Consider the following 21,942-nt stretch of genomic DNA (forward strand, 5'->3'; position numbering starts at 1 on the left):
GCGAGCGGAGCGAGCACCATGCTGACCATGATCGGCAAGCGCCTGATGTTCGCGATCCCCTCGCTGATCGGCGTCGTCATCGTCACCTTCCTGCTGACGCGCGCGCTGCCGGGCGATCCCGCGGCATACTTCGCCGGCCCCGCCGCGACCAAGGAAGCCGTCGAGCAGATCCGGAAAAAACTCGGCTTCGACAAGCCGCTGGTCGAACAGTTCTTCCGCTATGCCAACGATCTCGCGCACGGCGATTTCGGCAACTCGCTGACGACGGGCCAGCCGGTCGCGACCGAGATCCGCAACCGCCTGCCGGCCTCAGCCGAGCTGACACTGCTCGGCCTCTTCGTGTCCGTTGCGATCGCCATTCCGCTCGGCGTGCTCGCGGCAACGCGGCCGGGATCATGGATCGACCATCTCTGTCGGATCACGACCACGGCCGGCGTGTCGCTGCCAGTGTTCTTCACCGGCCTCGTGCTGGTCTATGTCTTCTATTTCCGGCTCGGCTGGTCGCCGGCGCCGCTCGGCCGTCTCGACGTGTTCTACAGCGCGCCGCCGACGGTGACAGGCTTCTATCTGATCGACACCCTGATCGCGCGCGATCTCGAGGCGTTCCGCTCGGCGTTGAGCCAGCTCATTCTTCCCGCAACGACGCTCGCAATCTTCTCGCTGGCGCCGATCGCGCGCATGACCCGCGCCTCGATGCTCGCGGTGCTCGCGTCCGAATTCGTCCGCACCGCGCGCGCCAGCGGCCTGTCGCCGGCAACCGTGATCGTCACCTACGCGTTCCGCAACGCGATGCTGCCGGTCATCACCACGCTCAGCATGGTGTTCTCGTTCCTGCTGGGGGCCAACGTGCTGGTCGAGAAAGTGTTCGCATGGCCGGGCATCGGCTCCTACGCGGTGGAAGCGCTGATCTCCTCCGACTTCGCGCCGGTGCAGGGTTTCGTGCTGACCATGGCGGTGATGTACGTGCTGCTCAATCTGATCATCGACATTTTGTACGGCGTGATCGACCCGCGCGTGCGGTTGGAGGGCTAGGCTATGAGCTCCGTAGCGCCTGCTGTTGAACCTGTCGGCCCCGCCCGCACGTCGGGCCTCGTCGCGATCCTTGAACAGACCCGCTATGTCCTCGGCGAGAACAAGGTCACGGGCTTTGCCTTTGCGCTGCTCCTGATCATCGTGTTCGCCGCGCTATTCGGCCCTTACGTGGCGCCGTACGACCCGCTCGCTTCGGACACCGCGGCTGCGTTGAAGCCGCCGTCGGCGGCGCATTGGTTCGGCACCGACCAGCTGGGCCGCGACATCTTCAGCCGCGTCATCGTCGCCACGCGCCTCGACTTCTTCATCGCGATCGCCTCGGTCGCGCTGGTGTTCCTGATGGGCGGCCTTGCCGGCATCGCGGCCGGCTATTTCGGCGGCTGGACCGACCGCATCGTCGGCCGCATCGCCGACACCATTATGGCCTTCCCGCTGTTCGTGCTCGCGATGGGCATCGTCGCCGCGCTCGGCAACACCGTGCAGAACATCATCCTGGCCACCGCGATCGTGAACTTCCCGCTCTATGCCCGCGTCGCGCGCGCGGAAGCCAATGTCCGCCGCAATGCCGGCTTCGTGCAGGCCGCGCGTCTGTCAGGCAACGGCGAATTCCGCATCCTCCTGGTGCACATCCTGCCGAACATCATGCCGATCATGATCGTGCAGATGTCGCTGACCATGGGCTACGCCATCCTCAACGCCGCCGGCCTCTCCTTCATCGGCCTCGGCGTCCGCCCGCCGACCGCGGAATGGGGCATCATGGTCGCCGAAGGCGCAGGCTTCATGGTGTCGGGCGAATGGTGGATCGCGCTCTTCCCCGGCCTTGCCCTGATGATCGCCGTGTTCTGCTTCAACCTCCTCGGCGACGGCCTGCGCGACATCGTCGATCCCCAGCGGAGGACGTGATGGCAGACGTACGTCAGAAATTCTCCAATGATTTCAGTCGCCATTCTACTGTGCATGGGGTTGTTTTCGACCGTTTGAGTGACGGGAGCCGTCCATGACCGCCCAGCCGCTGCTCGACGTCCAGGATCTCACGGTCGAATTCACCACCCGCCGGGGCATCGTCAAGGCGGTGCAGCACGTCAACATCTCCGTGGCCAAGGGCGAGACGCTGGCCATCGTCGGCGAGTCCGGCTCCGGCAAGTCGGTGACATCCTACGCGGTGATGCGCATCCTCGATCGCGCCGGCAAAATCGCCGAGGGCTCGGTGATGTTCTCCGGCATCGACGTCAAGGCGGCGACCGAAGACCAGATGCGCGATTTGCGCGGCCGCGAAGTCTCGATGATCTTCCAGAACCCGCGCGCCGCGCTCAACCCGATCCGCAAAGTCGGAGACCAGATCGAGGACGTCCTGCGCACCCATGTGCAGCAGGCCCAGGTCGCAGATCACGGCGAGAAGGCGATCGAGGCGCTGGAGCAGGTCAAGATCGCCCGCCCGCGCGAGCGCTATCACGCCTATCCGTTCGAGCTGTCGGGCGGCATGTGCCAGCGCGTCGTCATCGCGCTCGCGCTGGCCTGCAATCCGCAGCTGCTCATCGCCGACGAGCCGACGACCGGATTGGATGTCACCACGCAGAAGGCGGTGATGGACCTGATCGTCGAGCTGACGAAACGCCGCGCGATGTCGACCATCCTGATCACGCACGATCTCGGCCTCGCTGCCGCCTATTGCGACCGCGTCGTCGTGATGGAGAAGGGCCGCGTCGTCGAGACTGCCACCGCCGACGACATTTTTGCCAACCCTCAGCACCCCTACACCAAGAAGCTGATGCGCGCGACGCCGCGGCTCGGGGTGAGCTTGCGCGATCTGCTGCCGGAAGAGGAGGCGAGCGCCTCGCAATCCTCTTCCGTCATGGCCGGGCTTGACCCGGCCATCCATCACGCTTCGCAAGACTCGTCTCGATCGATGGACCCCCGGGTCAAGCCCGGGGGTGACGAGAATCCAAGGCTCCTCCTCCGCGTTGAAAAGCTCGTCAAGGAATATCCCCGCCAGGGTGCGACCGCCGTGCTCGGCAAGCTGTTCGGCCGCAAGCCGCCGGTCGAGCCGGACGTGTTCCGCGCCGTCGACGGCATCAGCTTTTCGATCGGTCATGGCGAGAGCGTCGGTCTCGTCGGCGAATCCGGCTGCGGCAAATCGACCACGTCGATGATGGTGATGCGCCTGCTCGACCAGACCTCCGGCCTGATCCAGTTCGACGGCGAGGACATCGGCGGCATTCAGCCTGCCGCCTTCGCCCGGCTGCCGCAGCGCAGCCGCATCCAGATGGTGTTCCAGGACCCCACCGACAGCCTCAATCCGCGCTTCACTGCTGCGCGCGCCATCGCCGATCCGATCATGCAGCTTGGCGATATCCGGGGACGCGACGCGCTGCGCGCCCGCTGCGAGGAACTCGCCACCATGGTCGGCCTGCCGCACAATCTGCTCGACCGCTTCCCGCACCAATTGTCCGGCGGCCAGAAGGCCCGTGTCGGCATCGCCCGGGCGATCGCGCTGCATCCCAAGCTCGTCGTCCTGGACGAGCCGACCGCGGCGCTGGACGTCTCCGTGCAGGCTGTCGTGCTCAACCTGCTGCAGGACCTCAAGGCGCGGCTAGGTATGAGTTATCTGTTCGTCTCGCATGATTTGAACGTGGTGCGCTTGTTGTGCGATCGTGTCATTGTGATGCGGACGGGACGGATCGTAGAGGAGGGCTCTTCCGAGCAGGTTCTCGGCGATCCCAAGGACGACTACACCAAGGAGCTGCTGACGGCGATCCCGCATCCGCCGTTGCCGACACACTAAGACTGCACTGATTGCTTGAGAGCGTGATGGCCGAACCCCTGGACGACTATATCGACGCCGTATCGAAGGCGCTGGCGCTGCCGATCGAGGAGGCTTGGCGGCCTGCCGTTCGCGCCAACCTCGAGGTCTCGTTGCGGCTTGGCCGTCTGGTCGACGAATTCGCGCTGCCGGACGAAACCGAGCCGGCGCCGATCTTCACGGCCTGACGCCATGTCCGCCAAGCCAGAGATGACGGCCTCCGAGATCGCAAGTGCGGTTGCGGGGCGCAAGATGTCCGCGCTCGATGCCACCGAAGCCGCGCTCGCGCGCATCGAGCGGCATGACGGCATCCTCAATTCCTTCACCGACGTCACCGCCGAACGCGCCCGCGCGAAAGCGCGCGCGATAGATGCCGACATCGCTGCGGGCAGGACAATCGGTCCGCTCGCCGGCGTACCCTTCGCGGTCAAGAACCTGTTCGATGTCGCGGGCCTGCCAACGCGCGCCGGCTCGAAGATCAACCGGGACCTCGCGCCCGCCAGGCGCGATGCGACCTTGATCGAGCGGATGGAGGCGGCCGGCGCCGTTCTCGTCGGTGCGCTCAACATGGGCGAGTACGCCTACGATTTCACGGGCGAGAACATCCATGATGGTCCCTCGCGCAATCCGCACGACACCACGCGGATGAGCGGCGGCTCCTCCGGTGGCTCGGGCAGCGCCGTCGGCGGCGCGCTGGTGCCGATCGCGCTCGGCTCCGATACCAACGGCTCCATCCGGGTGCCGTCCTCGTTCTGTGGCATCTTCGGTCTGAAGCCGACCTATGGTCGGCTGTCACGCGCGCGCTCGTTCCCGTTCGTGGCGAGCCTCGATCATCTCGGCCCGTTTGCGCGCTCGGCCGCCGATCTCGCGCTCGCCTATGACGCGATGCAGGGTCCGGACGCAGACGACGGCGCCTGCACCACGCGCGGGTTGGAGCCCGTCACGCCGCTGCTCGATGGGTCCATTTCCGGCCTGCGCGTTGCGATCGCCGGCGGCCACTTCCAGAAGAACGTGTTTCCGGAAGCGGTCGAAGCCGTCAGCCGCGCCGCCAAGGCGCTGGGCGCGACGCAAGTGGTGGATGTTCCCGAAGCATCGCGCGCCCGCGCCGCCGCCTATGTCATCACCACCACCGAAGGCGCTTCGCTCCATCTCGATCGCTTGCGCAAGCGCCCTGGCGATTTCGACCCGGCGGTGCGCGACCGGCTGATCGCAGGCGCCATGGTCCCGGCCGCGCTGGTCGATCGCGCCCAGAAATTCCGTCGCTGGTATCGCGCGCAACTCACCGAGATCTTCAAATCGGTCGATGTTCTGCTGGCGCCGGCAACGCCCTGCATCGCGCCGAAGCTCGGCCAGGTGAACTTCAATCTCGACGGCGTCGAGCTGCCGGTCCGCGCCAATATCGGCATCCACACCCAGCCGATCTCCTTCATCGGCCTGCCGGTGGTCGCGGTCCCCGTGCCGCTCGAGCCGCTGCCGATCGGCGTGCAGATCATTTGTGCGCCCTGGCGCGAGGACATCGCGCTGCGCGTCGCGCACGCATTGGAGAAGATGGGCGTCGTCGCTGCGCCCGCGCCGAGAGGATTGTAAGATGCAGATCGATCTCCCCGACGTGATCGCGGAAGTGAAAGCCGCGTTCGAGCGCTATGAGCAAGCCCTCGTCAGCAACGACGTCGCCGTGCTCGGCGAGCTCTTCCGCAACGATCCGCGCACCTTGCGCTACGGCATCGGCGAGAACCTCTATGGCTACGAGGCAATCGCCGGTTTCCGCGCCGGCCGTTCGCCGGTCGGGCTGAACCGCCGCACCGCCAAAACCGTGATCACCAGCTATGGCCGCGACACGGCCGTGGCGTCCACCTTGTTCTATCGCGATACGGCTCCCGGCAAGGTCGGCCGGCAGATGCAGACGTGGATACGTTTCCCGGAGGGCTGGCGCGTCGTCGCCGCTCATGTCAGCATCATCGACGAGCCGAAAGAGACCGTATGACGCTTGATGATCTTCCGCAGGGCGCATTGCCGGCCGAGCCGGTGGTGCCGCGCGTCGACCGTGCATCGCCGTCGCTGCTGAAGGTCACGCGCGCCGAGGAGCTGCGGCTGCAGCTTGCCGACGAGATCGTGCGGGGAACGCTGGCGCCGGGCTCGCCGCTGGACGAGACGGACATCGCGCGGCGCTTCAACGTCTCGCGCACGCCGGTGCGCGAGGCGCTGCGCCAATTGGTGGCGAGCGGCCTCGTCGAGGCGCGGCCGCATCGCGGCGCCGTGGTGGCGCGGCCATCCGTCGAGCGGCTGAAGGGCATGTTCGAGGCGATGGCGGAGCTCGAGGCCTTGTGCGCCGGTCTTGCCGCCGAACGCATGTCGCCGGCCGAGCGTCACGGCCTGGAGGCCGTCCACGAGGAGCTGCGGGTGCTGAGCTATACCGGCAATCCCGAGCGCTTCCACGAGGTCAACGAGCGCTTCCACAACGCGATCTATGCCGGCTCGCAGAACGGTTACATCGCCGAGATCACGCTCGCGACCCGCGTCCGCGTGCAGCCGTTCCGCCGCGCCCAGTTCCGCAACCTCGGCCGCCTCGCCAAGTCGCAGGCCGAGCACGACCGCGTCGTCGTCGCCATCATGCGCGGCGACAAGCAGGGTGCCGCCGCTGCCATGCGTGCGCACATCGAGCTGGTGCGCGGGGAGTATGAGATCTACGCGGTGTCGGTGTGAGTTGCGTGTTCACCACGAGGTGAAGGAGAGGCGTCGGTTCTCAGGAACCCGGCTTTGCACCGATCGTTTCCTCTCATCGATCCGATAAGGAGAAAACACCATGGCCTCCTCCGAGAAAGATCCCCGCCATCACACCCAGAAGATGAAGCAGCGTCTACAGGAGACGGTGACGCATCTGCGCGAAGACATCCGCAAGGTCGACGAGCCCCAGCTCACCGCGATGTTCGAAACGTCCGCAGAGGTGCTGTCCGGCCTCGTCAAGGCGTTCGACGACTACGAGAAGAAGAACGAAGCCGCCTGGCGCAAGTCGGTGTGAGGCCGCGGTCGCTGTCTACGCCGTCGTAGCTTCAGCCATAAACTTCCGCCAGCCGCCATACGCTGTGATGTCCCGCGCATCGCCCAGCACTTCCGGCTCGACGAGGAATCCCTTCACGCCGCGTCCGTCGGCGAGCCTGATCGTGCCGATCGCCATCGGCGCGGGGATCGCGTTGACGAACTTGCCGAAAGCGGACGACGACAGCGACCAGATCTCCAGCTCGATGGCCGCGCCCGTGCCGGTCTCGACGCGCAGCATGCCCGGCTTCGGCGGCGTCGTCTTGAGCGCATAGAGCTTGTAGTCGGGCGCGGTCTTCGTCGCCTCGATCAGCTTGCCATTCAGCGCGGTCAATTCCCCGTTCAGCGCCATGCCAGTGAGATGCGCGCCGACCACCGCAATCGGGATTTCATCGCCATTGCTTGCGGGCAGTGGCGCGAGCGGGGCCTGTGCCACACCCTTCGCGCCGACCGTCAGTTTGGTATCGGCATGGAACACCCGGCCGATGCTCGCGAGCAGCGCGTCGCGCCCTGCGGGCGCCAGCAGCGTGATGCCGAACGGAATGCCGTCGCTGCGCATCGAAGCCGGCACGGCGAGGCCGCAGAGGTCGAGCAGGTTGACGAAATTGGTGTAGGTGCCGAGCCGGCTGTTGAGCTCGATCGGATTGGCCAGCACCTGCGCGGTCGTATAGGCCGTCGGCGCCGTCGGCAGCACCAGCGCGTCGATGTTGGCGAACGTGCGCTCTGCGATCTTGCGCAGGCCCTGCAGGCGGTAGAGCGCGGAGAAGGTTTCCGCGGCCGTGAGCCGCGCGCCGGCCGCGGTGATCTCGCGGGTAACGGGGTGGATCGCGTCAGGCGCGGACGCCAGCAGGTTCTTGATCACGAGGTAACGCTCGGCGACCCAGGGACCCTCATAGAGCAGCCGCGCCGTCTCGTAGAACGGCTCGAGGTCGAACTCGACCAGCGTTGCCCCAAGCGCGGTCCATCGCTTCAGCGCATCGTTGTAGGCGGCTTCCGCTTTCTTGTCGCCGAAGAAGATCAGCTGCCCGTTGCGCGGCACACCCAGGCGCAGGTTTGCCGGCATCGGCGTGATCGCGCCGAGCGGCCGGTCGCGCGAGAATGGATCGGCCTGGTCGGGGCCGGCCATCACCGATAGTGCGAGTGCGGCATCGTCCACCGTCAGTGCGAACACCGAAATGCAGTCGAGCGTGCGGCAGGCCGGCACCAGGCCTGCGGTCGAGATCATGCCGAGGCTCGGCTTCAGCCCGACGATGTTATTGAGCATCGCCGGCACGCGGCCCGAGCCGGCGGTGTCCGTGCCGAGCGACAACGGCACGAGCCCCGCGCCGACCGCGGTGGCCGAGCCCGAGCTCGAGCCGCCGGGAATGAGATCCTCGCGGATCGAATTCCGGGGAATGCCGTAGGGCGAGCGGACGCCGACGAGGCCGGTCGCGAACTGGTCGAGATTGGTCTTGCCGATGATGATCGCCCCGGCCGCGCGCAGGCGCTCGACGGCGGTCGAGTCGTGCGTGGGCGTATAGGAGAACGCCGGGCAGGCCGCTGTAGTCGGAAAGCCGAGCGCGTTGATATTGTCCTTCACCGCGACCGGCACGCCGTAAAGCGGCAGGCTGGCAGCATCCGCCCGGGCCGCGAGCTTCTCCGCTTCCGCGATCGCGTCCTTCTCGTCGCGCAGGCTGATGAACACGGCAGGATCGTCGTGATCGCGGATGCGCTGATAGGTCCGCGCGACCGTCTGCGCCGGCGTCAGCGTCCCCGCGCGGTGCGCGGCCACAATCGCGGCGATCGTTTCAGGCTGCTCGGCCCCCATGGCGGCAAAACTCCGGCAATTCGTCCTCGCCCGGAGTGAAGCAAGCGATGTGCCATTGTGTACAGAATCCGGACAGGATGATCGTGCCGGATCCTATCGTGCGATCAGTGGCTTGGGGGACATTTCGGCCGGCGCCCGGCCGGTCGCCTCAGTGACCTATCTGCCCAAATCATAGGCAGTCGGGATCAGGTGAAGCCGGAGAGGATCCGGAGCAGCTGTGCCCGGTTCTCCTTGCCGATCTTCGCCTCGACGTGCCGCTCGTGCTCGGCTGCGAGCCGCTTGAATTTCGTCAGCGCCGTCTCGCCCTGCGCGGTGAGGTGCAGCGCATGCGAACGCCGGTCCTGCTTCGACTTGATCCGCTTCACCAGCTTGCGCTGTTCGAGGCTGTCGAGCAGGTGCACCAGCCGGGCACGCTCGATGCCGAGGCGTTTTGCCACCGCCATCTGCGACAGGCCCGGATTGGCGCCGATCACGGTCAGCACCGAATATTGCGTCGGCCTGATGTCGACCTCGCCGAGCGTCTTGATGAAGTCCTGAAAGATCCAGATCTGGAAGCGCCGTACCGCATAGCCGGCGTGGCCGACCAGTGCGTCGAGGCCGATGTCGTCGGCACCATCGCGTGGTGCTGCGCCGTTGCCGGCGCGCTTGCGCGGGGCGTGGCGGCCGTCGGCCCGGGATGCTGTGGCTGTCACGTCGTGTCTCCTGTCGCGCAACCCTAGCGCCCTTGGACCCGGAGCGAAAGATTGTTGTTGACGACAACAATTGGCGTGCCCAACATTATAGGCCAAAGCAGCCCGGAACGAGGCCGCGGCCGATCCTGTAACCGGGATGGAGGAGGAAACACATGACAGTCGCCTCACATGGTGACGTTGCAGGCCTGTTCGCAACGCCAAGGACCGTCGCAGAGCATCGGCCCGACGGCAGCATCGTTCTGCGCTCGCCCGAGCCTCTCGGCGAGACTGCGCGCTGCACCGGCGATTGGCTGGAGCAATGGGCGCAGCAAAGGCCGGATGCGATCTTCCTGGCCGAGCGCGGCAACGTCGAAATGCCCTGGACCACCGTCACCTATGCGCAGGCGCTGCGGAAGGTGCGCGCCGCCGCGTCCTGGATCCTGGCGCAAGGGCTCAGCGCGGACCGCCCCGTCGCGATCCTCTCGGACAACAGCATCGATCATGCGCTGCTCGCGCTCGCCGCCCAGCATGTCGGCGTGCCCTCGGCGGCGATCTCGCCGGCCTATTCGCTGATGTCGAAAGATTTCGACAAGCTCAAGAGCATGATTGCGCTGCTCGATCCGGGCGCGATCTACGTCTCTGCGCTCCAGCCGTTCGCGCCAGCGCTGGCCGCCATCAAGCCGTTGCACAGCGCACACATCATCAGCGGCAATGCCGATGACGTCGACGCGCTCGCGTTCCACGCCATTGCGGCAACGCCCGAGACGCCTGACGTCGCAAGAGCCTTCGCCGCGGTGACGCCTGATACGATCGCAAAATTCCTGTTCACCTCGGGTTCGACCGGCACGCCGAAAGCCGTCATCAACACCCAGCGCATGCTGACGTCGAGCCAGCAGGCCAAGGCGCAGACCTGGACCTTCCTCGAACGGAGCCGCGATCTCGTCATTCTCGATTGGCTGCCCTGGAGCCACACCTTCGGCGCCAACCACAATTTCAACCTCGTGCTGCGCAACGCCGGCGCGCTCTACATCGACGGCGGCAAGCCCGCGCCCGGCCTGTTCGCGACCTCGCTCGCCAACCTTAGAAGCGTGATGCCGACGGTCTATTTCAACGTGCCGCGCGGCTTCGACATGCTGATCGCCGCGCTGCGCAGCGACGAGGAATTGCGCCGCCGCTTCTTCGACGAGGTGAAATTCGCGTTCTATGCCGGCGCGGCATTGCCGCAGAATCTGTGGGATGCTCTCGAAGAGCTCTCGCTCGAGACGGTCGGCCGCAAGCTGCCGATGGTCTCGGCCTGGGGCTCGACGGAAACCTCACCGCTCGCCACCGACTGTCATTTTCTCGCCGAGCGCTCCGGCAACATCGGCGTGCCCATTCCCGGCACCGAGCTGAAGCTCGTCACCTCCGGCGACAAGCTGGAGGTGCGGGTGCGCGGCCCCAACGTCACGCCCGGCTATTGGAAGGCACCCGAGCTGACCAGGCAAGCGTTCGACGAGGAGGGCTTTTACTTGATCGGAGATGCGGTGAAGCTTGCCGATAGCGCGCGCCCCGAGCGCGGCCTGTTCTTCGACGGCCGCGTTGCCGAAGACTTCAAGCTCAATTCCGGCACATGGGTCAGCGTCGGCGGCTTGCGCGTTGCCGGCATCGCCGCGCTGGCGCCGCTGGCTCAGGACATCGTCGTCGCTGGCCACGGCGGTGACGAGGTGCGTTTCCTCGTGTTTCCGAACATCGTGGCCTGCCGCGCCCATGCCGGCCTGCCCGAAACGGCGGCGGCCAGCGACGTGCTGGCACACGACAAGGTCCGCAGCGCCATCGCGCAGGGTTTGGCGAAGCTGAAACAGCAGAGCGCCAACTCCTCCGGTCACGCCACCCGCGCGCTGCTGCTCGCCGAGCCACCGTCGGTCGACGGCGGCGAGATCACCGACAAGGGCTACATCAACCAGCGCGCCGTGCTGACGGGCCGCGCCGATGCGGTGGCGCGGCTGAACGATGACGCGTCGGGAGAGTGGATCGGATTGTAAAGGCCGAGTTAGCGACGCCATATTCCGCTGTCATTCCGGGGCGCGCCTCTTGGCGCGAGCCCGGAATCCATTTCACCGTAGGGGTGGTGCACGATGGATTCCGGGTTCGCGCTACGCGCGCCCCGGAATGACGAGTGGGATACGCCAACAACCCTGTCGCAATATCCTGCCGATTCTTTTGTTGCCTAAGCAACTAACTTGTGCGAACCGTTCCAGACAGGGATGACGGCGGACGAACGCCGCGTTCTTTTCTGGAGGAAGCAATGCGCGGCAGAAGGGGTGCCGTCGGCAAATGCCGGCGCATGATCGGGAGTGACGGGAGCTTGCGCGCCGGGCACGACCCGTCAAGTGTCGATGCTGCCGGTCACCGCGCCGAGATTTTCGTGCAGCCGGCGCAAGAGATCGATCAGCACCTCGCGTTCGTCCTTACTGAGGCAGGACAACAGCCGCCGCTCGCGTTCGAACGCAGCGACGATCACCTTGTCATGGGTGGCGCGGCCCCTTGCCGTCAACGAGATCGAGTGGGTGCGGCCGTCGTTCGGGTCGGTGCGGATCGACACCAGCCCGCGCTTTTCGAGGCCGGCAAGCGTCCGGCTCACCGGCCCCTTGTCGAAGCCGATGACGTGGCAGATGCGCGAGGCGGGAATGCCGGGTTCGATCGCCAGCAGCGACATGATCCGCCATTCGGTGACGTTGACGCCGAATTGCTTCTGATAGAACGCCGTCGCGCTGTTCGACAGCTTGTTGGCGATGAAGGTGATGAACGCCGGGACGTAACGGTCGAGATCGAGCGTCGGTCCGGCATCACTGGGTGCGGGCTTCTGGCGGGCTCTGGTCGAAGACGGCGGCATATCGGGTTTCTGACTCGCGGCGGGCCCAAAGACCTAAGGGCATGCGCCGCCCTTTCACAAGATCAAAATGAGGGAGGTCTTCCATGACCGCATCCGGTGCTGCGGGATCGGGCGTCCCGCATCTCGACGTCGACCCCTTCGACATGAGCTTTTTTGCCGACCCCTATCCGGCGCATGAGCTGCTGCGGGAAGCCGGCCCCGTGGTCTATCTCGACAAGTGGAACGTCTATGGCGTGGCGCGCTATGCCGAGGTCCACGCTGTGCTGAACGATCCCGCAACCTTCTGCTCCAGCCGCGGCGTCGGTCTGTCCGATTTCAAGAAGGAAACGCCGTGGCGGCCGCCGAGCCTGATCCTCGAGGCCGATCCGCCGGCGCACACCCGCACCCGCGCCGTCCTGTCAAAAGTGTTGTCGCCGACCGTGATGAAGCAGGTCCGTGACCGCTTTGCCGAGGCGGCCGAGGCGCGTGTCGATGCCCTGCTGCAGATGCGCAGCTTCGATGCGATCGCGGATCTCGCCGAGCCCTATCCTCTGTCGATCTTTCCAGAGGCGCTGGGCCTGAAACCGGAAGGGCGCGAGCATCTGATTCCCTACGCAAGCGTGGTATTCAACGCGTTCGGCCCACCCAACCAGTTGCGCCAGCAGGCGATCGAACGATCGGCGCCGCATCAGGCCTATGTCGCCGAGCAGTGCCAGCGCGAGAATCTGGCGCCCGGCGGCTTCGGCGCCTGCATCCATGCACAGGTCGACGAGGGCGCCATCATGCCCACCGAAGCGCCGCTGCTGGTGCGCTCGCTGCTGTCGGCCGGACTCGACACGACGGTCAACGGCATCGGCGCTGCGGTGTATTGCCTCGCGCGCTTTCCCGATCAATGGCAGCGGCTGCGCGACGACCTCACGCTCGCGCGCGGTGCCTTCGAGGAGGCCGTGCGCTTCGAGAGCCCGGTGCAGACCTTCTTCCGCACCACCACCCGTGAGGTCGAGCTCTCCGGTGCGCGAATCGGTGAGGGCGAGAAGGTGCTGATGTTCCTTGCCGCCGCCAACCGCGATCCGCGGCGCTGGGATGCCCCCGACAGGTACGACATCACCCGCCGCACCTCCGGCCATGTCGGCTTCGGCTCCGGCATCCACATGTGCGTCGGCCAGCTCGTCGCCCGCTTGGAAGGCGAAGTGATGCTGACCGCGCTGGCCCGGCGCATCGCAAAGCTCGAGATCACGGGCGAGCCGAAGCGCCGTTTCAACAACACGCTGCGCGGGCTCGACAGCCTGCCTGTGACGATCACCCCGGCCTGACGAGGAGCTTTATGCCTGCCATTACCTTCATCCATCCCGACGGCAAGTCCGATCGCGTCGAGACCGCAGGCGGCGAGAGCGTCATGCAGGCCGCGACCCGTCACGGCCTCGACGGCATTCTGGCCGAATGCGGCGGCAACGCGATGTGCGCGACCTGCCATGTCTATGTCGACGAGAGCTGGCTCGCGCGCCTGCCTGCGATGGCCGACGACGAGGATGCGCTGCTCGACGGCACCGCCGCTGAGCGGCGACCGACGAGCCGGCTGTCCTGCCAGATCACGATCACGCCCGATCTCGATGGGCTCGTCCTGAAGTTGCCAGAGCGGCAGGTCTGATCTGCCAAGCCGTCGGATCTTCAAAATATCAAACAGGGAGGGAATGATGAAACATCTGAAGTGGACGCTCGCGCTGGCTGCGAGCTTGGTGACCGGCGCGGCGAGCGCCGAAATATCGGACAATGTCGTGCGCGTCGGCGTGCTCAACGACATCTCCGGCATCTTCCAGGACACCAATGGCATGGGCTCGGTCGAGGCCGCGCGGATGGCGGCGGAGGATTTCAACGGCGGCGGCAAGGGCATCAAGGTCGAGATCGTCTATGCCGATCACCAGAACAAGGCCGATGTCGGCAACGCCATCGCGCGCAAATGGCTTGACGTCGAAGGCGTCGACGCGATCGTGGACGTGCCGAACTCGGCCGTCGGTCTTTCCATCAACGCGCTTCTGCGCGACAGCCGCATGACCTTCCTGGCGTCCTCGACCGCAAGCTCGGACCTCACCGGCAAGGCCTGCTCGCCCAACACGATCCAATGGGTCAACGACGCCTGGGCGACCGGCAACACCACCGCAGCCGCCATGGTGTCGCGCGGCGGCAAGGATTGGTATTTCCTCACGGTCGATTACGCGCTCGGCAAGGGCATCGAGGCGGAGGCGCAGAAATACATCGAGGGTCACGGCGGCAAGGTGATCGGCTCGTCCAAGCATCCGCTCGGCACCTCCGATTTCGCGTCCTTCCTGCTGCAGGCGCAAAGCTCGAAGGCGCAGGTCATCGGGCTCGCCAATGCAGGCGGCGACACCATCAATGCGGTGAAGCAGGCCGCCGAATTCGGCATCCAGCAGAGTGGGCAGAAGCTCGTCGCCTTTCTGCTCTTCATCAACGACGTTCACGGCATGGGCATCAAGGTCGCGCAGGGCCTCCAGCTCATGGAAGCCTTCTACTGGGACATGAACGATGATACCCGCGCGTTCGCCAAGCGTTTTGCTGCACGGCCCGGCATGAACGGCAAGATGCCGAGCGGCAATCAGGCCGGAGTCTATGCTTCCACGCTCGCTTATCTCAACGCCGTCGCCGCCACCGGCAGCGACAATGCCAAGCAGGTCGTGCCCGAGATGAAGAAGTTCAAGGGCAAGGACAAGCTGTTCGGCGACACCGCGATCCGTCAGGACGGTCGCGTCGTGCATCCGATGTACCTGTTTGAGGTGAAGAAGCCGGAGGAGTCGAAATATCCGTACGATTATTACAAGCTGGTCGCGACGATTCCCGCCGATCAGGCGTTCCGCCCGCTGGCGGAGGGCGGATGCGAGCTGGTGAAGTAGGAGCGGCGAGCGCGATCTTCCTTCACCCTCCCCTGGAGGGGTCCGGGACGAGCGTAGCTCGCCCGTGGTCGATCGCGCGCAGCGCGAGCGGGGTGGGGTGATCTCTCCACTCGGGCAGTGTTGGATGTGGAGAGACCGTCACCTCACCCCGTCTCACATGTCGCTGGCGCTCCATGTGAGCCGACCCTCCCCTTCCAGGGGAGGGTAAGAGGGCCGCGTTGCGTCAGCGCCCTTACACCACCTTGCTCGACCCCTGCGTGATCAACCGCGCTGCGCGCTGGTCTCGCGCGTAGATCCACAGCCAGCTCAGCGCGACGCTGAGGCGGTGGCGCAGGCCGATCAGGAAGTAGATGTGGGCGATGCCCCAGATCCACCACGCGATGGTGCCGCGCAGCTTGATCTTGCCGAAATCGATGATTGCGAGCCGCTTGCCGATCTGCGCGAGGTTACCGGAATGCTTATAGCGGAACGGACCCGCTGCAGCGCCGCGCAGGCGCGCTTTGATGGTCTCCGCGACGTGACGGCCCTGCTGCTTGGCGGCCGGCGCGATGCCGGGCACCGGCTTGCCGTCCCAGGCGTTGATGCTGACGGTATCCCCGATCGCGAAGATCTCGGGATGGCCTGATATGGTGAGGTCGGCCTCGACCAGCACGCGCCCGGCGCGATCGCTGGGCGCGCCGAGCCATTCGGCCGCGGGCGAGGCGCGCACGCCGGCGGCCCAGATCCGTGTCTTGGCCTCGAGCAGCTTGCCGCCGAACACGACGCCCTCGCGATTGATCTCGGTGACGGCCTGCCCGAGCACGACCTCGACGCCGATCTTTTCCAGCGAGGCCTGCGCATAGGCTGATAGCTCGTCGGGAAAGCCGGCGAGCACGCGCTGGCCGGCCTCGATCAGCACGACGCGGGCCTTGTGCGTGTCGATGTTGCGGAAATCGGCGGGCAGGGTGTGATGCGCCATCTCGGCGATGGTGCCGGCGAGCTCGACGCCGGTCGGGCCGGCGCCGACGATCACGAAGGTCAGCCGTGCCGCGCGTCGCTTCGGATCGATCTCGCGCTCGGCGCGCTCGAACGCCACCAGGATGTGCCGGCGCAAGGTGGTCGCATCCTCCAGCGTCTTCAGGCCGGGCGCGAACTGCTCCCATTCATCGTGGCCGAAATAGGCGTGCCGCGCGCCCGTGGCCAGCACCAGCGTGTCGTAGGGCACCTCGCTGCCGTCGTCGATCAGCACGCAGCGTCGTTCGGCATCGACGCCGCTCACGGTGGCGAACAGCGTCGTCACCTCGCGCCGGTCGCGCATGAGATGACGGATCGGCCAGGCGATCTCGCTGGTTGCGAGCGAGGCGGTCGCGACCTGGTAGAGCAGGGGCTGGAACAGATGATGATTGCGGCGGTCGATCAGCGTGATCTCGACGGGAGCGCCCGCAAGCCGGTAAGTCGCCTCCAGCCCGCCGAAGCCGGCGCCGACGATGACGACGCGATGGGGATTTGCGGCCATGATTTAACCCTCGAATCTCGCTGCTGCTCGCCTTCATTTAAGTGCGGATTGGGCGCCGCGGTCCAATAGAGGTCATCAATCGTCGCATAGGCCTGATGTATCGATCCGGTGCGAAAAAGCGCCGCAACCTGGGCCGGCCTCGGTCGAAGTGAGTAGAATTATAATTCTTGCCATCTCAGATCGGGGCGAAATATGGTGCAGGGCGGGCGCTGAGCCATTGGCGGCGCGACAGATTTTGCGTTCAATAGAGACAGGCCTGGAGCGGCGATCACCCCGCTTCCAGGACCGATAATTAAGGAGGGAGTGTTATGAGGACGGCATTCTGGCTGGCGGGCGCAGCGGCGCTGGTGCTGGCAAATCAGGCATTCGCCGGAGACACCATCAAGATCGGCTTCGTCTCGACCTTCAGCGGCCCGACCGCCGTGATCGGCAACGACATGCGCAATTCCTTCGAGCTCGCGCTCGATCATCTCGGCCGCAAGATGGGCGGCAAGCCGGTGGAGGTGATCTACGAGGACGACGGGCAGAAGCCCGACGTCGGCAAGCAGAAGACCGAGAAGCTGGTGCAGTCGGACAAGGTCGACTTCATCGTCGGCTATATCTGGTCGAACGTGCTGCTCGCCTCGCTCAAGACCGCGGTCGATTCGAAGACCTTCCTGATCTCGGCCAATGCCGGGCCGTCGCAGCTCGCGGGCGAGCTGTGCTCGCCTTACGTGTTCTCGACCTCCTGGCAGAACGACCAGACCCCGCAGGCGGTCGGCACCTATATGAACCAGAAGGGTGTCAAGTCGGTGTTCCTGATCGGCCCGAACTATGCCGCCGGCAAGGACATGCTGGCCGGCGTCAAGAGCACCTTCAAGGGTCAGGTCGTGGGTGAGGAATATACGGTGTGGCCGAGCCAGCTCGACTTCTCCGCCGAGCTCTCCAAGGCGCGTGCCTCCGGCGCCGAGTCGATCTTCGTGTTCTACCCGGGTGCTGCTGGCGTGCAATTCCTGAACCAATATGCACAGGCCGGGCTGAAGAGCACGATGCCGCTCTACACCGCCTTCACCATCGACGAGCTCTCGCTGCCGCTCCAGAAGGAGAATGCGCTCGGGGTGCCCGGTGCGCAGCAATGGGTCAACGACCTCCCCAACGAGCAGAACAAGCGCTTCGTCGCCGACTACCGCAAGAAGTACCCCGGCCTGCGCCCGACCTTCTACGGCGCGCAGTCCTATGACGCCGCGAACCTGATCAACAGCGCCGTCGTCGCCGTGAAGGGCGACACCTCCAAGAAGGACGAGATGAAGGCCGAGATGGAGAAGGCCAACTTCAAGTCGGTGCGCGGCGCGTTCAAGTTCGGCAACAACCACATCCCGATCCAGAACTTCTATCTGCAGGACGTGGTCAAGGATTCCGAAGGCCAGCTCGCCTTGAAGACCGTCGCCACCATCGTCGAGAACGATCAGGATCGCTTCCACGAGAAGTGCAAGATGAAGTGAGGCTTTGCCTCTCCCTCTCCTCGCAAGCGGGGAGAGGGTCTCCTAGCTATCTCCTCCGTCATTGCGAGCTAACGGGTCCGCGCGTAGCCCGGCCCGATGACAGGCTCCGCGAAGCAATCCAGAATCTTTCCGCGGAGAGATTCTGGATTGCTTCGTCGCAAGAGCTCCTCGCAATGACGGTGTGGAGAGAGTGTCCTACACCCTCGGCATGCTTGCCGGGCGCACCTCGCGCGCTTGCGCTGCGAGCCTGATGCCGGCGTTGGCGGCGCCAAAACCCTGATAATCCCTGCGCTCGACGATCTCGAAGAAGAAGCGCTCGTCGAAGATGTGGGTGTAGACCTGGAAGAACTCGCCGTCGCCCTCGCGGTCGTAGAGGATGTGGTTGGCGCGCAGCTGCGCCATCAGCTCGGGCCCAAGATCGTATTTGGCTTCGATGTCGTCGTAGTAATTGTCGGGGATATCCAGGAAGCCCGCGCCGCGCTGGCGCATCGCGGCGACGGTCGCAAAAATATCCTGACACGCGAAGGCGACATGCTGCACGCCCGAGCCGAAGAACTCGGAGATGAAGCGCGCCGGCAGGGTGCGGTTGGCGGAGGAGCCATTGAGCACGAAGCGCAGGCTCTGGTCGGCGTTGATGACGGCCTGGCTCTGCACGAGGCCTCTGGGGTCGGCGATCTCCATCTGCGGCAGGCGTTTCAGATCGAGAATGCCGGTGTAGAACAGCAGCCAGGTCAGCATCTCGTCATAGGGCATCGACTGCGCGATGTGGTCGACGGCGACCAGCGCATCGGCGCTGGCGTCGCTTGCGACAGGCTCGAAATCGGTGTCCCAGTTCTTGCCGGCTTGGTCGAGAAAATAGAGCAGGCTGCCGCCGACGCCATGGATCGCGGGAATTTCGAGTTCACCCGGTCCGACCGGTTGGTAGAAGGTGCGCGCCTTCAGCGTCTCGGCACGCTGCATGGCGCGGCCGGCATCGTCGACGTCGAGCGCGATGGCGCAGACGCCGGGCCCGTGGGTGACATAGTGCGAATGCGCAAAGCCGTCGGTCTCGCAATTGATGACGAGCTCGACCTTGCCCTGCGACCAGCGCTCCACCGCCTTGCTGCGGTGCTGGCCGCTCTTGCGGAAGCCGAGCTGTGAGAACAGGCGGCCAAGCTCGCCGGCCTTGCTCTCGTTCACGGCAAATTCGATGAAGCCGGTGCCGCGGCTCTTCGCCTTCGGGGCCAGCGCCTTGCCGGCGAAATTCGGCCAGTCCGGTGCGAGCTGGTCCTCCAGCAGGATGAGCGAGCGCAGGCCGTCGACGGCGGTCTGTGCGGCCGAGCCGGCGCGGAACTGGTCGTTGAAGATCTCCAGCGACAGCGGTCCGGCATAGCCGGTCGCTGCGATCGCCGCCATGAACGCGCCGACCGGCAGGTCGCCCTGGCCGGGGAAGGAGCGGAAGTGCCGGCTCAACGACAGGATGTCGAGCTCGAGCCTTGGCGCGTCGGAGAGCTGCACCAGAAAGATCTTGTCGCCGGGGATCGAGGCCATGGCGCGGGTCGGAAAGCCAGGTGCCAGCGCATGGAAGCTGTCGAGGATGACGCCAATCGCGGGATGATCGGCGCGGCGCACGATCTCCCAGGCGTCGCGGTAATCGTTGACGTGGCGGCCCCAGGCCAGCGCCTCATAGCCGACGCGCAAACGACGTTTCGCGGCGCGATCGCCAAGCTCGCGAAAATCGTCAGCCGCGCGGTCGATGCCGCCGAGCGCGGCGGGTGAGACGTTGGAGCAGATCAGCAACAGATCGGTGCCGAGCTCCTGCATCAGATCGAACTTCCGCTCCGCGCGGGCGAAGTTGCGCGCACGCTGCGGCTCCGGCATGCCCTCGAAATCGCGGAACGGCTGGAACGCACAGAGCTCGAGATTGAGGTCCGCGCACATCTTCGCGATATCGCGTGGGCCAGCGCCGAACGACAGCAGATCGTTCTCGAAGATTTCGACCGCATCGAAGCCCGCGGCGGCGATGGCGCGGAGCTTTTCGTCGAGGCTGCCTGAGAGGGAGACGGTGGCGATCGAGCGCTTGTTCATGCGGCCTGCTCCATGATCTGCCCCGGCGAGATCGTTTGCCCGGTACGCGCGGCCGCGCTGACGGCTTCGACGACGGCGAGCGTCCCCATCGCGTCCTCGACCGAGATCAGCGGCTGTTCACGGCCGGCAATCATTGCGCAGAAATGCCGGAGCTGCTCGACCAGCGGATCGAACGCGGGCGGCGCGATGGTCGCGCGCGACAGCGGCGCGTACCAGCCGGGCTGCTCCATGTATGACCACAGCTCCATGTTCGGCACGGAGAGCGAACCCGCAGTCCCTGCGAAGATGTAGCAGGGCTGATCCTGCCTGGGATAGGCCGGGTTCTCGCCCGAGGCGAGCTCCCAACTCCACGGCGCCGGCGTCGCATCCGACACGGTCACCGTGCCCAGCGCGCCGTTGGCAAAGCGCAGCAGCAGCCCGGCGGTGTCTTCGACCGCGAGGCCGCGCACCTTGTTCGAGGTCAGCGCCTGCACTTCGACGATCTCACCGCAGATGAAGCGGAGATTGTCGATGTCGTGGATGAGATTGATCAGCAGTGGCCCGCCGCCTGCCTCGCGCCGCCAGGTGACTTCGAAATAATCGTCGGGCTTCTTGAGGAGCCATAGCCCGACCACGGCCGTGAGCTGGCCGAGCTTTCCGTTCGTCACGGCCTTGCGGGCCGACTTGATGATGGGATTGTGCCGCCGATGATGGCCGACCAGCATCGGCACGCCGGTGCGTCTCACCGCCGCGCACAGGCGTTGCGCGGTGGCAACCGTCTCGGTCACCGGCTTCTCGATCAAAGCCGGCACGCCGGCTTCGGCGCAGTCGAGCGCCATCGGCAAGTGCAACGTGTTGGGCGAGGCAATGATGAGGCCGTCGGGCTTCTCTTCTGCCAGCAGCGCGCGATGGTCCGCGTAGCAGGGCACGCCATGCGCCAGCGCATAGTCCTTCGCGGCGGGCGAGGGGTCCGCGATGCCGGCGAGCACGCAATCCTGGGCGGACTCGATCAACTCGATATGGCGGCGGCCGATCAGGCCGGCGCCGGCCACGGCGATCCGCATCTTCGCGCTCATGCCGCGCTCTCCTCCATGGCGCCGCCGAGGAAGAGCTGCCCGATGCGCGGATCGTTCAGAATGCGCCTGGCGTCATCGACCATGCGGGTCTGGCCAAGCTCAAGCACGATGCCGATGTCGGAGATCTCCAGCGCCGAGCGCGCGTTCTGTTCGATCATCAGGATGGTGACGCCGCGATCGCGCAAGCTCTTGAGGATGTCGAAGGTCTGCTGCACCATCAGCGGTGACAGGCCGATCGAAGGCTCGTCGACCAGCACCAGCTTCGGTTCGAGCAGCAGCGAGCGGGCGATCTCGAGCTGCTTCTGCTCGCCGCCTGATAGCGTGGAGGCCTGCTGCGCGGACTTGCGCCGCAATGCCGGAAACAGGTCGAGCGCCGCCTCGATCCGCTTGGGCAGGTCGAGGTCCTTGTCGGCGGCGACGCCGCCGAGCTCGATATTGTGGCGCACCGACAGCTCGGGAAAGATGTTGCGGCCCTGCGGCACGTAGCAGATGCCGGCGTTGAGCAGCGCGCGCTGGCTCAAATTGGTGACGTCGCGGCCGGCGAAGCTGATCTTGCCTTCGCGCAGCTTGAGCAGGCCGAAGATGGCCTTGAACACCGTCGATTTGCCGGCGCCGTTCGGGCCGATGATCGTCGTGATCGTGGCTGACGGCACGGCAAACGTCGTGCCGTTCAAGATCGTCATCTTGCCGTAGCCGCCGACGAGATTGTGGACCGAGAGAATGGGATCGCTCATTAGGCGC

The 21,942-nt window shown here is 65.7% G+C and carries 20 protein-coding genes; 13 read left to right on the plus strand and 7 right to left on the minus strand.

Annotated features, from left to right (window positions below; translation table 11 throughout):
• Window positions 1-18 precede the first annotated feature (18 nt).
• The 8 genes from I6F17_RS30330 (at window position 19) to I6F17_RS30365 (ending at window position 6,851) form a co-directional block, all read left to right on the plus strand.
• Window positions 19-1,032, plus strand: a complete 1,014-nt coding sequence (locus tag I6F17_RS30330) for an ABC transporter permease (protein WP_036042816.1) — start codon at window positions 19-21, stop codon at window positions 1,030-1,032.
• A gap of 3 nt (window positions 1,033-1,035) precedes the next feature.
• Window positions 1,036-1,935 (plus strand): ABC transporter permease, encoded by a 900-nt coding sequence (locus tag I6F17_RS30335; protein ID WP_225128283.1) that lies wholly within the window; start codon window positions 1,036-1,038, stop codon window positions 1,933-1,935.
• A 94-nt stretch (window positions 1,936-2,029) separates the two neighbouring features.
• A complete protein-coding gene (locus I6F17_RS30340) occupies window positions 2,030-3,814 on the plus strand; it encodes an ABC transporter ATP-binding protein (RefSeq protein WP_225128285.1) in 1,785 nt (594 codons plus the stop codon).
• Window positions 3,815-3,840: 26 nt separating this feature from the next.
• The gene (locus I6F17_RS30345) at window positions 3,841-4,020 is read left to right on the plus strand and encodes a DUF4089 domain-containing protein (protein ID WP_036001861.1); all 180 of its coding nucleotides are present in this window, start codon (window positions 3,841-3,843) and stop codon (window positions 4,018-4,020) included.
• A 4-nt stretch (window positions 4,021-4,024) separates the two neighbouring features.
• A complete protein-coding gene (locus I6F17_RS30350; RefSeq protein ID WP_225128286.1) occupies window positions 4,025-5,419 on the plus strand; it encodes an AtzE family amidohydrolase in 1,395 nt (464 codons plus the stop codon).
• Between the two features lies 1 nt (window position 5,420).
• A complete protein-coding gene (gene hpxZ, locus I6F17_RS30355) occupies window positions 5,421-5,816 on the plus strand; it encodes an oxalurate catabolism protein HpxZ (protein ID WP_036042812.1) in 396 nt (131 codons plus the stop codon).
• Window positions 5,813-6,535, plus strand: a complete 723-nt coding sequence (locus I6F17_RS30360) for a GntR family transcriptional regulator (RefSeq protein WP_036042811.1) — start codon at window positions 5,813-5,815, stop codon at window positions 6,533-6,535. The genes hpxZ and I6F17_RS30360 overlap by 4 nt, the downstream gene beginning before the upstream one ends.
• 100 nt (window positions 6,536-6,635) lie before the next feature.
• A complete protein-coding gene (locus I6F17_RS30365) occupies window positions 6,636-6,851 on the plus strand; it encodes a hypothetical protein (protein WP_036042810.1) in 216 nt (71 codons plus the stop codon).
• A gap of 15 nt (window positions 6,852-6,866) precedes the next feature.
• On the opposite strand, the gene atzF is transcribed toward I6F17_RS30365, so the two are convergent.
• Both atzF and I6F17_RS30375 read right to left on the minus strand, forming a co-directional pair.
• Entirely contained in the window at window positions 6,867-8,675 is a 1,809-nt protein-coding gene (atzF, locus tag I6F17_RS30370; protein ID WP_036042809.1) for an allophanate hydrolase, read from the minus strand.
• Window positions 8,676-8,860: 185 nt separating this feature from the next.
• Window positions 8,861-9,367 carry a MarR family winged helix-turn-helix transcriptional regulator gene (locus tag I6F17_RS30375; protein WP_036020367.1) on the minus strand — a complete coding sequence of 169 codons (507 nt, stop codon included), beginning with the start codon at window positions 9,365-9,367 and terminating at the stop codon, window positions 8,861-8,863.
• A 152-nt stretch (window positions 9,368-9,519) separates the two neighbouring features.
• Here I6F17_RS30375 and I6F17_RS30380 point away from each other — a divergent pair, with 152 nt between their 5' ends.
• Window positions 9,520-11,367, plus strand: coding sequence for a feruloyl-CoA synthase (locus tag I6F17_RS30380; protein ID WP_225128288.1), 1,848 nt, complete (start codon window positions 9,520-9,522; stop codon window positions 11,365-11,367).
• 344 nt (window positions 11,368-11,711) lie between these two features.
• Here the strand turns inward: I6F17_RS30380 and I6F17_RS30385 are convergent, their stop codons facing one another.
• Window positions 11,712-12,218: a MarR family transcriptional regulator gene (locus tag I6F17_RS30385; protein ID WP_225128290.1), complete on the minus strand. Its 507-nt coding sequence runs from the start codon at window positions 12,216-12,218 to the stop codon at window positions 11,712-11,714.
• An 83-nt stretch (window positions 12,219-12,301) separates the two neighbouring features.
• On the opposite strand from I6F17_RS30385, the gene I6F17_RS30390 reads away from it, so the two are divergent.
• From I6F17_RS30390 to I6F17_RS30400, 3 genes are read left to right on the plus strand one after another with little or no spacing between them, the layout of a single operon-like run.
• Complete coding sequence (locus I6F17_RS30390) at window positions 12,302-13,510, plus strand: cytochrome P450 (RefSeq protein WP_225128293.1); 1,209 nt, start codon at window positions 12,302-12,304, stop codon at window positions 13,508-13,510.
• Between the two features lie 11 nt (window positions 13,511-13,521).
• A complete protein-coding gene (locus I6F17_RS30395; protein ID WP_036001831.1) occupies window positions 13,522-13,845 on the plus strand; it encodes a 2Fe-2S iron-sulfur cluster-binding protein in 324 nt (107 codons plus the stop codon).
• A 46-nt stretch (window positions 13,846-13,891) separates the two neighbouring features.
• Window positions 13,892-15,103 (plus strand): ABC transporter substrate-binding protein, encoded by a 1,212-nt coding sequence (locus I6F17_RS30400; protein WP_128266029.1) that lies wholly within the window; start codon window positions 13,892-13,894, stop codon window positions 15,101-15,103.
• Between the two features lie 232 nt (window positions 15,104-15,335).
• On the opposite strand, the gene I6F17_RS30405 is transcribed toward I6F17_RS30400, so the two are convergent.
• Window positions 15,336-16,598 carry an NAD(P)/FAD-dependent oxidoreductase gene (locus I6F17_RS30405; RefSeq protein WP_225128295.1) on the minus strand — a complete coding sequence of 421 codons (1,263 nt, stop codon included), beginning with the start codon at window positions 16,596-16,598 and terminating at the stop codon, window positions 15,336-15,338.
• A gap of 308 nt (window positions 16,599-16,906) precedes the next feature.
• On the opposite strand from I6F17_RS30405, the gene I6F17_RS30410 reads away from it, so the two are divergent.
• Complete coding sequence (locus I6F17_RS30410; RefSeq protein WP_036020328.1) at window positions 16,907-18,079, plus strand: ABC transporter substrate-binding protein; 1,173 nt, start codon at window positions 16,907-16,909, stop codon at window positions 18,077-18,079.
• Window positions 18,080-18,274: 195 nt separating this feature from the next.
• On the opposite strand, the gene I6F17_RS30415 is transcribed toward I6F17_RS30410, so the two are convergent.
• The 3 genes from I6F17_RS30415 to I6F17_RS30425 are packed head-to-tail and all read right to left on the minus strand — an operon-like array spanning window position 18,275 to window position 21,935.
• Complete coding sequence (locus I6F17_RS30415; RefSeq protein WP_225128297.1) at window positions 18,275-20,146, minus strand: sugar phosphate isomerase/epimerase and 4-hydroxyphenylpyruvate domain-containing protein; 1,872 nt, start codon at window positions 20,144-20,146, stop codon at window positions 18,275-18,277.
• Entirely contained in the window at window positions 20,143-21,201 is a 1,059-nt protein-coding gene (locus tag I6F17_RS30420; RefSeq protein WP_225128299.1) for a Gfo/Idh/MocA family oxidoreductase, read from the minus strand. Before I6F17_RS30420 ends, I6F17_RS30415 begins: the two co-directional genes overlap by 4 nt.
• The gene (locus I6F17_RS30425; protein WP_036042801.1) at window positions 21,198-21,935 is read right to left on the minus strand and encodes an ABC transporter ATP-binding protein; all 738 of its coding nucleotides are present in this window, start codon (window positions 21,933-21,935) and stop codon (window positions 21,198-21,200) included. Before I6F17_RS30425 ends, I6F17_RS30420 begins: the two co-directional genes overlap by 4 nt.
• Window positions 21,936-21,942 lie beyond the last annotated feature (7 nt).

Source organism: Bradyrhizobium sp. NBAIM18 (assembly GCF_020193825.1).
GTDB classification, from domain to species: domain Bacteria; phylum Pseudomonadota; class Alphaproteobacteria; order Rhizobiales; family Xanthobacteraceae; genus Bradyrhizobium; species Bradyrhizobium yuanmingense.

Excerpts from the sequence above, each read along its gene's own strand:
- I6F17_RS30395 (WP_036001831.1), top strand. The coding sequence starts at position 13,522 with ATGCCTGCCATTACCTTCATCCATCCCGACGGCAAGTCCGATCGCGTC.
- I6F17_RS30330 (WP_036042816.1), top strand. The coding sequence starts at position 19 with ATGCTGACCATGATCGGCAAGCGCCTGATGTTCGCGATCCCCTCGCTG.
- I6F17_RS30385 (WP_225128290.1), bottom strand. The coding sequence starts at position 12,218 with ATGCCGCCGTCTTCGACCAGAGCCCGCCAGAAGCCCGCACCCAGTGAT.
- I6F17_RS30360 (WP_036042811.1), top strand. The coding sequence starts at position 5,813 with ATGACGCTTGATGATCTTCCGCAGGGCGCATTGCCGGCCGAGCCGGTG.
- I6F17_RS30340 (WP_225128285.1), top strand. The coding sequence starts at position 2,030 with ATGACCGCCCAGCCGCTGCTCGACGTCCAGGATCTCACGGTCGAATTC.
- I6F17_RS30405 (WP_225128295.1), bottom strand. The coding sequence starts at position 16,598 with ATGGCCGCAAATCCCCATCGCGTCGTCATCGTCGGCGCCGGCTTCGGC.
- I6F17_RS30400 (WP_128266029.1), top strand. The coding sequence starts at position 13,892 with ATGAAACATCTGAAGTGGACGCTCGCGCTGGCTGCGAGCTTGGTGACC.
- I6F17_RS30350 (WP_225128286.1), top strand. The coding sequence starts at position 4,025 with ATGTCCGCCAAGCCAGAGATGACGGCCTCCGAGATCGCAAGTGCGGTT.
- atzF (WP_036042809.1), bottom strand. The coding sequence starts at position 8,675 with ATGGGGGCCGAGCAGCCTGAAACGATCGCCGCGATTGTGGCCGCGCAC.
- I6F17_RS30335 (WP_225128283.1), top strand. The coding sequence starts at position 1,036 with ATGAGCTCCGTAGCGCCTGCTGTTGAACCTGTCGGCCCCGCCCGCACG.
- I6F17_RS30390 (WP_225128293.1), top strand. The coding sequence starts at position 12,302 with ATGACCGCATCCGGTGCTGCGGGATCGGGCGTCCCGCATCTCGACGTC.
- I6F17_RS30365 (WP_036042810.1), top strand. The coding sequence starts at position 6,636 with ATGGCCTCCTCCGAGAAAGATCCCCGCCATCACACCCAGAAGATGAAG.
- I6F17_RS30415 (WP_225128297.1), bottom strand. The coding sequence starts at position 20,146 with ATGAACAAGCGCTCGATCGCCACCGTCTCCCTCTCAGGCAGCCTCGAC.
- I6F17_RS30410 (WP_036020328.1), top strand. The coding sequence starts at position 16,907 with ATGAGGACGGCATTCTGGCTGGCGGGCGCAGCGGCGCTGGTGCTGGCA.
- I6F17_RS30345 (WP_036001861.1), top strand. The coding sequence starts at position 3,841 with ATGGCCGAACCCCTGGACGACTATATCGACGCCGTATCGAAGGCGCTG.
- hpxZ (WP_036042812.1), top strand. The coding sequence starts at position 5,421 with ATGCAGATCGATCTCCCCGACGTGATCGCGGAAGTGAAAGCCGCGTTC.
- I6F17_RS30380 (WP_225128288.1), top strand. The coding sequence starts at position 9,520 with ATGACAGTCGCCTCACATGGTGACGTTGCAGGCCTGTTCGCAACGCCA.
- I6F17_RS30425 (WP_036042801.1), bottom strand. The coding sequence starts at position 21,935 with ATGAGCGATCCCATTCTCTCGGTCCACAATCTCGTCGGCGGCTACGGC.
- I6F17_RS30420 (WP_225128299.1), bottom strand. The coding sequence starts at position 21,201 with ATGAGCGCGAAGATGCGGATCGCCGTGGCCGGCGCCGGCCTGATCGGC.